The 12601-nt window shown below is 33.6% G+C and carries 14 protein-coding genes; 5 read left to right on the top strand and 9 right to left on the bottom strand.

The features are described from left to right. The first annotated feature begins 28 nt into the window (after nucleotides 1-28). From A9G12_RS12155 to galU, 3 genes are all read left to right on the top strand, one after another. On the top strand, nucleotides 29-178 hold the full coding sequence (locus tag A9G12_RS12155) for an entericidin A/B family lipoprotein (protein WP_081299756.1): 150 nt from the start codon (nucleotides 29-31) through the stop codon (nucleotides 176-178). A gap of 53 nt (nucleotides 179-231) precedes the next feature. Continuing rightward, nucleotides 232-738 (top strand): hypothetical protein, encoded by a 507-nt coding sequence (locus tag A9G12_RS10755; protein WP_065565851.1) that lies wholly within the window; start codon nucleotides 232-234, stop codon nucleotides 736-738. Nucleotides 739-903: 165 nt separating this feature from the next. Continuing rightward, on the top strand, nucleotides 904-1818 hold the full coding sequence (galU, locus tag A9G12_RS10750) for a UTP--glucose-1-phosphate uridylyltransferase GalU (protein ID WP_065565850.1): 915 nt from the start codon (nucleotides 904-906) through the stop codon (nucleotides 1816-1818). A gap of 143 nt (nucleotides 1819-1961) precedes the next feature. On the opposite strand, the gene hemH is transcribed toward galU, so the two are convergent. From hemH to orn, 3 genes are read right to left on the bottom strand one after another with little or no spacing between them, the layout of a single operon-like run. After that, nucleotides 1962-2939: a ferrochelatase gene (gene hemH / locus A9G12_RS10745; protein WP_065565849.1), complete on the bottom strand. Its 978-nt coding sequence runs from the start codon at nucleotides 2937-2939 to the stop codon at nucleotides 1962-1964. A gap of 9 nt (nucleotides 2940-2948) precedes the next feature. Beyond that, entirely contained in the window at nucleotides 2949-4220 is a 1272-nt protein-coding gene (waaA, locus tag A9G12_RS10740) for a lipid IV(A) 3-deoxy-D-manno-octulosonic acid transferase (protein ID WP_065565848.1), read from the bottom strand. Nucleotides 4221-4225: 5 nt separating this feature from the next. Further along, nucleotides 4226-4789 carry an oligoribonuclease gene (orn, locus tag A9G12_RS10735; RefSeq protein WP_065565847.1) on the bottom strand — a complete coding sequence of 188 codons (564 nt, stop codon included), beginning with the start codon at nucleotides 4787-4789 and terminating at the stop codon, nucleotides 4226-4228. Between the two features lie 79 nt (nucleotides 4790-4868). Here orn and rsgA point away from each other — a divergent pair, with 79 nt between their 5' ends. Continuing rightward, nucleotides 4869-5897 (top strand): small ribosomal subunit biogenesis GTPase RsgA, encoded by a 1029-nt coding sequence (gene rsgA, locus A9G12_RS10730; protein WP_065566030.1) that lies wholly within the window; start codon nucleotides 4869-4871, stop codon nucleotides 5895-5897. 120 nt (nucleotides 5898-6017) lie between these two features. On the opposite strand, the gene A9G12_RS10725 is transcribed toward rsgA, so the two are convergent. Then, entirely contained in the window at nucleotides 6018-6563 is a 546-nt protein-coding gene (locus A9G12_RS10725) for an HdeD family acid-resistance protein (RefSeq protein ID WP_065565846.1), read from the bottom strand. 179 nt (nucleotides 6564-6742) lie between these two features. Then, nucleotides 6743-8416, bottom strand: a complete 1674-nt coding sequence (dauA, locus tag A9G12_RS10720) for a C4-dicarboxylic acid transporter DauA (protein WP_065565845.1) — start codon at nucleotides 8414-8416, stop codon at nucleotides 6743-6745. Between the two features lie 296 nt (nucleotides 8417-8712). Here dauA and A9G12_RS10715 point away from each other — a divergent pair, with 296 nt between their 5' ends. Further along, nucleotides 8713-10068, top strand: a complete 1356-nt coding sequence (locus A9G12_RS10715; RefSeq protein ID WP_065565844.1) for a histidine-type phosphatase — start codon at nucleotides 8713-8715, stop codon at nucleotides 10066-10068. A gap of 44 nt (nucleotides 10069-10112) precedes the next feature. On the opposite strand, the gene dtd is transcribed toward A9G12_RS10715, so the two are convergent. The 4 genes from dtd to rpsT all read right to left on the bottom strand — a co-directional run bounded on the left by dtd (nucleotide 10113) and on the right by rpsT (nucleotide 12416). Continuing rightward, the gene (gene dtd / locus A9G12_RS10710; protein WP_065565843.1) at nucleotides 10113-10547 is read right to left on the bottom strand and encodes a D-aminoacyl-tRNA deacylase; all 435 of its coding nucleotides are present in this window, start codon (nucleotides 10545-10547) and stop codon (nucleotides 10113-10115) included. Between the two features lie 7 nt (nucleotides 10548-10554). After that, nucleotides 10555-11397: a virulence factor BrkB family protein gene (locus A9G12_RS10705; RefSeq protein ID WP_065565842.1), complete on the bottom strand. Its 843-nt coding sequence runs from the start codon at nucleotides 11395-11397 to the stop codon at nucleotides 10555-10557. Nucleotides 11398-11406: 9 nt separating this feature from the next. After that, on the bottom strand, nucleotides 11407-12030 hold the full coding sequence (locus tag A9G12_RS10700) for an SPOR domain-containing protein (protein WP_065565841.1): 624 nt from the start codon (nucleotides 12028-12030) through the stop codon (nucleotides 11407-11409). Nucleotides 12031-12152: 122 nt separating this feature from the next. Continuing rightward, entirely contained in the window at nucleotides 12153-12416 is a 264-nt protein-coding gene (gene rpsT, locus A9G12_RS10695; RefSeq protein WP_065557346.1) for a 30S ribosomal protein S20, read from the bottom strand. Nucleotides 12417-12601: the final 185 nt, after the last annotated feature.

Raw genomic sequence — 12601 nt, 5'->3', positions numbered from 1 at the left:
ACGTTATTAATTGAAAGGAGTATTATTTATGTTTCATAAAATGTTCGTTCTAATGTTAGGTGTTATTATGGCGACCCTCGTTGTAGGTTGTAATACTGTTAAAGGAGTTGGTCAAGATGTTCAATCTGGTGGTAAGGCCATTTCTAAATCAGCTGAAAAAGTTAGTGAAAAAATGTAAGTTAGCAAATATTATGTACACTTATATTTAGAATAATAAATGGATTCGGAAAAATGCAGCGAGTTTTAATCATAGTAACGCTATTTTTACTCGTTGGTTGCGGTTCGTTTTTAAATTATCGAACCGCACCTTTAGTCATGCAAAATTGTCAATATTCAACCCATCCGGGGGTGGAATTTTTATTTAATCAATTGCCAAAAAATATATCAAGTTATCAACATATTTATGTTGCTCAAAGTCGAGATAGTCGAGTTTTGCCTGCAGCATATGCAGGTATGAAAGGTAAGTTGACCGATCAGATTTTAGTACGCGATTATCCGAAAGAAACTTTTTGGCGAGCGCCAACTTTATTAGAGCGAGCAACTTTATATGATGATGGTTATGATGATCTTTATATTAGTGCAAAGCAAAAAGAAAAACGTGATCGCAAAGCCAAATTTGTAGTAAGACAAGCTGTACTACAAAACTGTGAAATCGTGTATATCTCAATTGATTCTTTAGCTACCAATAGAGATAATCCTCAATTGATTGAATCGGCAGATTTAACGATTATTAAATAACTTGAAAATTCAATAGTAAAGACAGCACAAGGTTGATAACAGTTAATTATTAATTTAATACAATTAGTTATTGGCATCGTTAATTGGATTCCATATATGTTAATAGGTATTATAATCAGTTAATATATAAGGGTTTTATAGATTAATTTGTTTTAAGGAAAGAAAATGTCATTAAATCTAGATATTTCTATAACAGGAAAAGTAAAAAAAGCTATCATTCCAGTTGCCGGACTCGGCACTCGTATGTTACCTGCCACCAAAGCTATTCCTAAAGAGATGCTACCTGTTGTAGATAAACCACTTATTCAATATGTGGTTAAAGAGTGTATTGCTGCAGGTATTACCGAAATCATTTTTGTAACTCATTCTTCAAAAAATTCAATTGAAAACCATTTTGATACTAGCTTTGAATTAGAAGCAATGTTGGAAGCACGCGTTAAGCGTCAGTTATTGCAAGAAGTACAAGGTATTTTGCCTAAACATGTAACTATTACTAGTGTCCGTCAAGGTTTAGCTAAAGGGCTTGGGCATGCAGTACTTTGTGCTTATCCTTTAGTCGGTGATGAACCTTTTGCAGTGGTGTTGCCTGATGTAATTATTGATGAGTATGAGAGTGATTTAACTACTGATAATTTAGCGGCAATGATTAACAATTATCATGAAACTAAGCATAGTCAAATTATGGTTGAACCGGTACCTAAAGAGCTAGTTTCTTCTTATGGTATTGTTGATTGCCGAGGTGAAGCATTATCCGCTGGTAATGTTACTCAAATGTATAGTGTGGTGGAAAAACCATCAATTGAAGAAGCCCCATCCAATCAATCAGTAGTTGGTCGTTATGTATTATCGGAAAAGATTTGGCCAATGCTAGCCAAAACGCCATTAGGGGCAGGAGGGGAAATTCAATTAACTGATGCTATTGCTATGTTATTGGAAGAAGATCCCGTAGATGCCTATTGTATCAAAGGTCGTAGCCATGATTGTGGTAATAAACTTGGCTATGTACAAACTTTTGTGCAATATGCAATGCGTCATAAGAGCCTTGGTGAGGACGTTACAGCATGGCTAAAAACAATTTAATATTTAATTCAATTTTAGTTAAAAAAGGACGCTTATTAGTGTCCTTTTTATTTTACTTTTTGTTTGCATGGCGATGATAAACTACTTTATTTTTATCCAACGAATTGCTTACGTTATTTCAACTTACAGTGTTGTAAAGATGTTTAAGGTCCACTATATGTTTCAGTATGTTGTATTAAATCTGAGAGTAAATTGATTTGTATATCGGAATCATTTAATGCAGGAATATAGTAAAAATTTTTACCGCCAGCATCTAAAAATATTGTTCGATTTTGCTCATCAATTTCATAAATTGTTTCAATACAATCAGCCGAAAATCCTGGACACATAACTTGGATATTGTTTATGCCACTGTTAGCTAATTTTTGCAATACGTCGCTAGTATTTGGTTCAACCCATTTACCTTTACCGAATTTAGATTGGTAAGCCATGTGTATAGGCAAATTAATACCATTGGCTTGGCATTTTTCGGTTAACAGTTGCGTTGTCAGTTCACAACGCTCAATATAATCATCCTGCCTTTTATTAATATAACGTTCTGGGATGCCATGGTAAGAAAGGAGTAATACTTCTGGTTGACCATGTTTTAAAAAGGCTTGTTTTACTTGTAAATATAGAGCATTGATATAACTTGGGTGATCGGCATAATCACGAATAAACTGAGCACGGGCTAAGATGGGATTAGTCGATGTGAGTTGCTTTAATTTGTCAAATACTGCAAGTGTAGTGGTGGTTGAATATTGAGGGAATAGTGGCAGTATAGTTAGTTCATCACATGATTTAAGATTTTCCAACGCTGATTGCATATTTGGTTCACCATATGTCATTGCTAGTTCGCACCTAACATTAGGTAGATAGTAGTTTAATTTATCACGTAATAATTGGCTGTAATGTAATAAAGGAGAAACACCTTCTAACCAGATTTTGCGATAATGATTAATAATATATGGGACTCGTTTAGGTAGCACAATATATTTTAAAATCGGATACCAAATAAAATATGGCAAATCAACAACATGCCGATCGAGTAAAAATTCAGTTAAATACTGTTTAATTGCAGTGGGTGTTATGTCACTGGGGGTACCTAAATTAATCAGTAACAGGCCGTGTTTTTTCTCCACAGGCGATCCTTATTTTGAAGTAAGATAGCGATTGATTATTGCAAGTAATCGATGAAGAGCACCTTGGTTTTGTTTCAATACTTGATAAGCGTGCTCGCCCATTTGTTTACTCATAATCTTATCATTTAACAGATGGTCTATTATTGAATATAAAGAATCTACTGCATTTGTGCAAACTATCATTCCTTTGGCTGCAATTAATTGTTCACAAATTACTTGAAAATTGAAAAAGTGCTCGCCACTAATAATTGGGATATGGTGTAGAGCTGGTTCTAAGGGGTTATGTCCGCCATGTTCAACTAAACTGCCACCTACAAAGGCAATATCTGCAAGCCCATAAAGTTCTAACAGTTCCCCCATAGTATCGCCTAAAACGACTTGTGTTTGTTCAGTCGGTATTGCATTATCACTACGGCATAGATAATTAAATCCATTATCAGTAATTAGTTTTTCAACGGTTCTAAAACGTTCAGGATGACGGGGTACAATGATTAATAACAAATTTGGATGCTGTTTAAGTAAGCGTTTAAATGCTGCTAAAATTATTTCATCTTCACCGCTATGAGTACTTGCAGTAATCAAAGTGGGCCGATTTAATTGCCATTGCTGTTTTAGAAGTGTTATTTTTTGTTGTTGCTCTGCGGTTAAATCAATATCAAACTTAATGCTTCCAGTAACAGATAATTGATTGGAGGGTAGACCAAGCGAAACAAAGCGTTCGCCATCTTGTTGATTTTGTGCTGCCACCATACTAATTTTAGGCAATAAGTTACTAATAGCTCGCCCCAATTTACGATATCCTTTAGCTGAGCGTTCAGATAATCTGGCGTTAGCAATAATCAACGGAATTTGGTTTTTATTGCATTGACTAATAAAGTTAGGCCAGAGTTCTGTTTCCATAATTATTACTAACTTTGGGCGTAGTATTTTTAAAAATCGTTTGATTGCGCAAGGTAAGTCATAAGGTAAATAGACATGACTAACACTATTATTTAAGAGATCTTTTACTCGTTGTGAACCGGTTGGGGTCATAGTTGTTACAGTTATTGGTAAATCAGGATATTGCCGCTGTAAATCTTTAATTAAAGGAATTGCAGCTATGGTTTCACCAACCGAAACGGCATGAACTAAAATACCATCTGGTTTGACTTTATTTTTGCAAAAGCCATAACGTTCAAGTATGCGTTGACGATAAGCGGGGGCTTTGCGACTCCGACATAACAATTTTAACCAAACTAATGGTTGTATTAAATAAACTAAAATAGTATATAAAATTTGCATATAAACTAATTAGTTAGATTAAAAAAGTGTTGACGGTAATAACTAAGTTCGGCAATAGAATCACGAATATCATCTAATGCTTGATGGGTACTCTGTTTACTGATTGTTTTTAGGATTTCTGGTTTCCAACGTTTAGCTAGCTCTTTAATGGTGCTTACATCTAAGTAACGATAATGAAAATAACTTTCTAACATTGGCATATAATTGAATAAAAATCGACGATCTTGCCCAATTGTGTTACCACAAATTGGTGAGCTATTTTCTGGCACCCATTGTTTCAAGAACTCAATAGTTTGCAATTCAGCTTGTTGTTCTGTAATGGTACTTTGACGAACACGCTCAATTAGCCCCGATTTACCATGTGTAGTTTTATTCCAATCATCCATTAGTGCCAGTTGTTCATCTGATTGATGCACAGCGATAACTGGACCTTCAGCAAGAATATTGAGGTCTGAATCGGTAACAATTGTGGCAATTTCAATAATACGATCAACGCTTGGATTGAGTCCTGTCATTTCAAGATCTATCCAAATAAGATTATTGCTATTAATTTGAGATTGTGTAGTCATATTTTGCTATAGAAATTTCTTTTTAATACCAACTAGTGTAGCATAACTGACAAACTGTTTTAGAAAAAAATTAGTGATTGTGGCAAAAAATAAACTCTCTCAAAATCAAAAAAGGCGTGTTGCAGCAAAACATCAACAACGTTTAACGACTCAACCAGATGAAAATCTATCGAATTTTTCGTTCCCACTTGATGGAGTGGTGATTAGTCGTTTTGGTAAATCTGCAGATGTTGAAGATAGTGCAGGGATAATCTATCGCTGTAGTATCCGCCGGACATTACCGTCTTTGGTAACCGGTGATAAAGTAGTATGGCGTGAAAGTTTAGAGCCGAATACTAATGGTATTATTGAAGCAGTACATCCGCGTCATTCCGAACTGGTACGTCCTGATTTTTATGATGGTGTTAAACCAGTAGCGGCAAATATTGACCAGATTGTAATTATATCAGCAGTATTGCCAGAATTATCTCTTAATATTATCGATCGATATTTGGTGGCATGTGAAACAATAAATATCAAACCGATTATTGTATTGAATAAAATTGATTTATTAAGTGAAGAACAACGAGCCGAAGTTGAGAAGCAATTAATAGTTTATACTAAAATTGGTTATTCAGTATTATTAGTTTCATGTCAAAATGAACAAGGGATCGCCTTATTGCAAAAAGTTTTGCTGGGTAAAATATCCATTTTAGTTGGACAGTCTGGAGTTGGTAAGTCGAGTATTATCAATTTGCTATTACCTCATCAATCTCAATTTGTTACGACAGGGGTAGTCTCTGAATTATCAGGGTTAGGTCAGCACACTACTACTTCGACCAGACTTTATCATTTGCCCAATGGTGGTGATATTATTGATTCTCCTGGTATTCGTGAATTTGGTTTGTGGCATTTAGAACCAGAGCAGGTTCTCAGTGGTTTCAAAGAGTTCGATGATTATTTAGGTGGCTGTCAATTTCGTGATTGTAACCATTTAAATACTTCAGGATGTTTGTTACAACAGGCAGTCAAAGAAGGTAAAATTGCACCATCTAGGTTAGAGAATTATCATCGAATTTTACATACGATGCAGGAAGTAAAAGCTAAAACCAATAAAAGTTATAAATAATATTCTTAACTTAATTTAGCAAAATTCTTCAAGAAATGAATTAAAAATCGGTTGCTTTTAATTTGCATTTATTGCCTACAATATACCACCAGTAGGCAATAGCATTCTCAATATTAAAAATTATCGACTTTTTAACGCAAATCCAATAGCGACATAAGCCCAACCTTGAAATACTAAGTCAATTCCTAAAAACATACCTAATACCCAAAGACTATCATTTGGCCAACCAGTAATAATCACTAACCCTAAAATAACATTGATAATCCCGGATGTTAACACCCATCCCCAACGAGGGAAATTACGATTATTAAATGCGGCAAATATTTGAGTAGAACCACTCATTATTAATAAAAAGGAAATAATTAAAGTTAAGGCAGAAGAGACCGCAATTGGCTGGAAAAATGACATTAATCCCGTAAAAATGTATAAGACCCCCATTATTGCCCATAATGCACTTTGACCAAAGCCTTTAATACTAAATGAGTGTATAGTTTGGGCTATACCTGCGATTAATAGTAACGAACCGATGAAATAGACCGAAAAAACTGTAGCAATAAACTGGTAACCTAATGCTAAGCATCCCAAGACAATTAAGACTATACCAACTAAGATAAACCAACCTGATTTTTGTTTAAGATCAGTAATATTTTTTAATTCAGATATCATATAAATTTTCCTATTAAGTTATGTGTAACTTCAGTAATTATGTAAAAATATCTTTAAATCAATAGATCTGCCAACAATTGTTGGCAGAAGAAGAGAACTTTAGTAGGTATACACAATGATACTATTAATCACATCATTGTGTTTGTTGAAACTTAAATATAATAAAGCAAAATTTAAAACTAGCTTTTATCTTTCAGTGCTTCATCAAGAGTTGAAAAAAACATTAATTTATTAGGAATAGGTGCAATTTTTGCTCGAGCCAATGTTTTAAGCGGCTGGAATTGTAATTCACAAATTGATAAATCTACTTGTTCAGGTAATTCATCAATAAAGCGTATTAACGCATTTAAGCCACCTGCATCTAAAATTGGTACGGCATCCCATTGTAATATAATGTGATGATAGCCATTAATTTTTTGATACAGTTCTAAAAATGTACGCTCAGCAGCAGCAAAAAACAACGGTCCATTAATACGCAGTACTAAGGTTTTATTATTAGTTTTATTTAATTCAACTAGGCGAGTCATACGGGCAATGCGACGCATAAATAGAATTGAAGCAAGTACAATCCCAAGGGTTATGGCAATAACCATATCGAATAATACAGTTAATGACATGCAGATAAGCATAATTATAATATCATCTTTGGGCGCACATTTAATTATATACATAACCCTTTGGAATGCACTCATATTCCATGCCACTATCAATAATAGAGCAGCCATTGCCGATAACGGAATAAAGGATAGTATTGGTGCGAAACAGATAAGTGCTAGTAATACAATTAATGAATGTAAAATTGCGGCTACTGGTGAAGTTGCTCCAGCTTTAACATTGGCTGCCGAACGAGCAATTGCTGCGGTGGCTGAAATACCACCAAAAAATGGTGCAATAATATTTCCAAGTCCCTGCCCAATCAGTTCGCTGTTTGAGTGATGTTTAGTATAGGTCATTTCATCCAATACCACTGCACAAAGCAATGATTCAATTGCGCAAAGCATTGCCATAGTTAACGAAATTGGCAAAAGAGCTGAAAGTGTTGACCATTCCCAATTAAAATCAGCATATTGCCAAGGTAAAATAAATTCTGGTAATACAGAAGGGATTCCATGACCAACAGTATTATCACTCAGAGTATAAGTAAAGCGTGAACCAATTGTTTCAATATGGTAATCAAATTGATTAAATATCAACATAACAACAATCCCAGCAATTAATGCTGGTAAATGACCAGAAATTCTAACACGTACTTTTGGCCATACAATTAAGACAATTAAGGTCACAAGTCCGACTATTGTATCAGCCATATTGATTGTTGGAAAAGTTGTAGCTAGAGCAATTACCTTGTTGATGTAGCTCTCAGGCATATGTTCAAGAGTTAGACCAAAAAAATCTTTAATTTGCATAGTGGCAATGGTGATTGCTATACCTGAGGTAAAACCTAAAACTACGGGTAATGGGATATATTCAATTAATCTGCCTAATCGAATTATTCCCATCAAAATTAGGAATATGCCAGACAGCAACGTAGCAATTAACAGCCCAGATAAGCCAAACTGTAATGATACCGGGTATAAAATAACCACAAAAGCGGCTGTTGGTCCAGAAACACTAAAACGTGACCCTCCAGTTAAAGCAATCACAAAACCAGCGATAATGGCAGTATAAAGCCCATGTTGTGGAGGCACACCACTAGCGATTGCTAGTGCCATTGCTAGTGGTATAGCAATAATACCAACGGTGATACCTGCAATTAAATCTTTAAAGAAACGGGAGAGATTGTAAGGTGTAGTTATACATGCTGAAATAAAAGCGCAACAAATTTTTGTGCGGGTGAATCCATATAATTTCATTATTTTTTAATCAATTATGTCTAAGGTTATCATCAATAGTGTATAAGATAATCTTTTTTACGAAAAATAAAAGAGCGTTGTTAAAATAATCGTTTATTTTTTGACGTACGTAATATTAAAGGATAAAATTTGTTCGAAATTTAATGTTATAAAAATAGTTATATTTATTTCATCTATTCTATAGTTTTAATAATTTGTAAAAATATATTTAATTAGATTTATTGATACAATTTTTATTAACTCAGTTTTCAATTCCTTACGCAATAAAATAAAGTATTTAAAAATTAGGTGTTTTTATGAATAACGCTAATAAATTGTTTTTTATTGTATTATTTTTATTTTCTTCAATGAGTTTTGCACAGCAAATGATAGTTTCTGGATCTAAAACTAGTTATCAATACAATACAAAACAGAAGTTAACTCCGATACCAAAAGGTTATCAAGCTTTTTATATTGATCATGTTGGGCGTCATGGATCACGCTTTATCAGTAAAGCAAAATACGAAGATATAGCTTATAACACTTTACTATTAGCTGAAAAAGACAATCAATTGACGGATATGGGTAAAGAATTACTTAGGCAAATTGCAATTATTATACAACTTAATAAAAATCATTATGGCGAACTCACCGATCTTGGTCGTCAAGATATTAGTTTTATCAGTCAAAGAATGTTAGCTAATAATCCTTCAGTTTTTAAAGGTCAAAAACTTGATGTAATGACATCTAGTTCACCTAGAGCAAAAGAAACTGCAAAAATTTTTATGCATGTTTTTAGTACTAAATATCCTAATATTCAAATAATGCAGCAACCTGATGATGAGCAAACGTTATTGCGTTTTTTTGATTGTTCACCAAATTATAAAGCATATAAAAATAGTAAAACTATTAAAAATGCCATCAAATCTTTAGAATATGCTCCACAAACTATACAAATGAGTGATGAGATTGCTAAAAAAATATTTACCAATGATTTTTCCCGTCAACTAGATAATGGCATTGAAATATTAGGTTTGTCATCAATTAAGACCAATGGTTTTGTGATTGCAATTTATCAACTTTATCAAGAATTATTAGCGTTTCCACCACAAGTCTTAGCCAATAATAATCTTGATCTGAGTATGTATTTTACAACAAAGGAACAAATTTGGTTTAATACTGTAGTAGGTGTTAAAAATTATCTACAAATTGGTCCGGCTTTCGATTCTAATGGTATTCAGATTAAAATTGCTGCACCATTATTATGGAATATGATACATACTGCTGATGCGGCTGTGACTGACTCTAATATAGATGCTAATCTACGTTTTGCCCATGCTGAAACAATTTCACCTTTGGCAACGTTGCTAGAAATAGAAGGTACAGCAAATATAACAGATACACTTTGGGAGTATCCTTCTGTTTGGCATGCCGATAAAATAATTCCAATGGGAGCTAATATTCAATGGATCTTTTATCAAAGCAGGGAGGCTAATCAGCCAGTTTTGGTTAAAGTGTTATTAAATGAACAGGAAGTAAAAATTCCGATAGCAACTAATAATTATCCTTATTATCGTTGGCAGGATGTTAAACAGTTTTATGTAAATAAACTACATGAGTTAGGTTTGAATGAAACACAAAATCCCTTAGAAATGTTAAAACAAATGCAATAAATATATAAGTGGTTATTATTTTCTCTTCGCAATGCCTAAGTAGATTAAACTTGTAACCAGAATGTTACTGGCCCATCATTAATAAGTGATACTTGCATATCAGCGGCGAATTGGCCTGTTTGGGTTTCAATTTGGTGTTGGCATTGTTGAACAAAAAATTGATAAAGCTTATTAGCTTCTTCAGGCTTGGCACCTCGAGTAAAACTAGGGCGCATTCCTTTATGTGTGTCAGCTACTAGAGTAAATTGAGAAATAACTAATATTTTACCGTTAGCTTGTTTTACATTAAGATTCATTTTTCCTTCAGTATCACTAAAAATACGATAACCTAAAACCTTATCACAAAGACGTATTGCTTTTTGTTCATCATCTTGTTGTTCAACGCCGAGTAAAACCAGAAGTCCATGATTAATCTGTCCAATAATTTGACTGTCAACAGTAACGCTGGCTTGTTTAACACGTTGGATTAAGGCAATCATGGTTTAGTTACTCCGATTTCTGATCATGATTAATATTGAGTTGTTTTTGTTGATTATAGTCAGTGAGAGTAGCCGCAAATTCAGCGCCAAATAGAACTATGCACCAAGAACAATAAATCCATACCAACATAATTGGAATTGATGATACTACACCATAAATAAGTTGGTAGGTTGGGAATGAGGTAACATAAAAGGCAAAAGCACGTTTACTTAATTCAAATAATATCGCGGCTATAAAAGCACCAATAATCGATTCCCTGAATGGAATAGATTCTGTTGGAATGATGCAATAAAGCAACCAAAATCCAACAATTGAAATTATGAATGGTAAGGTGGCAAGTAAAATATTTCCCGTTGTAGCAGCAGCTAACCATTTTAAGGAAAAAATATAAGAACTAATTGCTATGCTGGAACCAACTAAAATTGGACCTAAGGTTAAGATGGTCCAATACATGGTTAAATTATAAATAAAGGAACGTTTACGTTTAGTTTTCCAAATATGATTGAGAGCATTATTAATAGAATTAATTAATAACAAAGACGTTACAATTAGTCCTACCACCCCTAAAATAGTCATTTTTTTAGTGTTGGCAATAAATTGTTCAAGATAATTTTGAATAGTATCACCAGCAGTGGGCACAAGATTGTTGTAGATTAACTGTTTTAACGAATGACTAATTTCATTAAACATTGGAAAAGCAGATAATAACGAAAAAATAACAGTAATCAAGGGCACTAGTGCTAATATTGTTGTGTAGGCAAGTCCTGCAGATGAAGTAGTTAGACGGTCTTGATTGATACGACACCACAACATTTTTGAAAATATCTGTATCTGCTTAAATGTTTTCATAGGCTTCTGTTATTGATTGGTAACAGTACAACTATTGATACCATTACTTTTTAATGAATTAACAACTTTATCTGCATCATTTTTATTAGTATAAGGACCAACTGTAACACGATATAGTTGACCCGAAGTTATATTACCACTAAACCCTGACATAGCTAATTGAGCCCTTAGTGTATCAGCATTAAATTTGTCTTTAAAGGCGCCACACTGTAATAACCATTTAGTTTGTGATGTTGTAGAAATTGATGTTGCTTTGGCAACTTGTGTTGTTTGATTCGTTTGTGTTTGTGGTGTAACAACTCGAGGATTATTGACAAAACTATCTAAAATTTGTTGTCGTTCACTAGCGACTGAATTAGAAGAGGATCTTGAACTAGCGTTAGGAGTTTCTAGTTCCTTTAGATATGTCCAGCGTTCCTGAGGTTGTTCAGGCAAAGTTATTGCTGGAGGTTCAGTCTTTTTCTTAGATTGTTCTACAACTTTGTCTGTTTTATTATTATTCGAAATAACGTAAAGAACAGCAGAGAATAAAGCGATGAGAACAATAGCGATGAATATCATTAACTTTGGCATGAACCGAGATTTATTTTTTTTTGTTCGGCTTTTTTTTCTAACATAATCACGCTGAACCACAATATACTCTCTTTCTTTTGATGTTATTGATATTAAATACTAGATTAGTATACAAATAAAAAAAGTGGCTTTCACCACTTTTTATGATTTTCTATAATTATTATCACTAACAGACTAAAACATTAAGCCAATGCTTTGATCTGTTTGATTAAATTTGCTTTATGACGTGCAGCTTTGTTTTTGTGAATTAAGCCGCGGGCCGCTTGACGATCAACAACTGTTTGCATGTTTTTAAATGCTTCTTCAGCTGTTTGTTTTTCACCAGCTGCGATTGCTGCGTAAACTTTTTTAATATAAGTACGCATCATTGAACGGTTGCTAGCATTATGTTTACGGCGTTTTTCGGATTGAACCGCACGTTTCTTAGCTGATTTGATATTAGCCAAAGTCAACTCCCAAGTTAAAATAAAAAATATACATTAATAAGGCGGGTGAATATGCCTTATTTTCTGCCTTTTGTCAATGCATTCGCGTAAAAAAATTAATGTTTGTGATAATTGATATTAATTGTAAATGTTTATTATTTAGCCCCCAATGGGAGTAACCTAAAGTGATTTTTTATGTTAGAATG

It is taken from the genome of Gilliamella sp. wkB112 (assembly GCF_001690685.1).
Lineage (GTDB): Bacteria > Pseudomonadota > Gammaproteobacteria > Enterobacterales > Orbaceae > Gilliamella > Gilliamella apicola_J.
This window is presented reverse-complemented; position numbering and strand designations above follow the sequence as displayed.

Excerpts from the sequence above, each read along its gene's own strand:
- A9G12_RS12155 (WP_081299756.1), top strand. The coding sequence starts at position 29 with ATGTTTCATAAAATGTTCGTTCTAATGTTAGGTGTTATTATGGCGACC.
- A9G12_RS10755 (WP_065565851.1), top strand. The coding sequence starts at position 232 with ATGCAGCGAGTTTTAATCATAGTAACGCTATTTTTACTCGTTGGTTGC.
- galU (WP_065565850.1), top strand. The coding sequence starts at position 904 with ATGTCATTAAATCTAGATATTTCTATAACAGGAAAAGTAAAAAAAGCT.
- waaA (WP_065565848.1), bottom strand. The coding sequence starts at position 4,220 with ATGCAAATTTTATATACTATTTTAGTTTATTTAATACAACCATTAGTT.
- orn (WP_065565847.1), bottom strand. The coding sequence starts at position 4,789 with ATGACTACACAATCTCAAATTAATAGCAATAATCTTATTTGGATAGAT.
- A9G12_RS10725 (WP_065565846.1), bottom strand. The coding sequence starts at position 6,563 with ATGATATCTGAATTAAAAAATATTACTGATCTTAAACAAAAATCAGGT.
- dauA (WP_065565845.1), bottom strand. The coding sequence starts at position 8,416 with ATGAAATTATATGGATTCACCCGCACAAAAATTTGTTGCGCTTTTATT.
- A9G12_RS10715 (WP_065565844.1), top strand. The coding sequence starts at position 8,713 with ATGAATAACGCTAATAAATTGTTTTTTATTGTATTATTTTTATTTTCT.
- dtd (WP_065565843.1), bottom strand. The coding sequence starts at position 10,547 with ATGATTGCCTTAATCCAACGTGTTAAACAAGCCAGCGTTACTGTTGAC.
- A9G12_RS10705 (WP_065565842.1), bottom strand. The coding sequence starts at position 11,397 with ATGAAAACATTTAAGCAGATACAGATATTTTCAAAAATGTTGTGGTGT.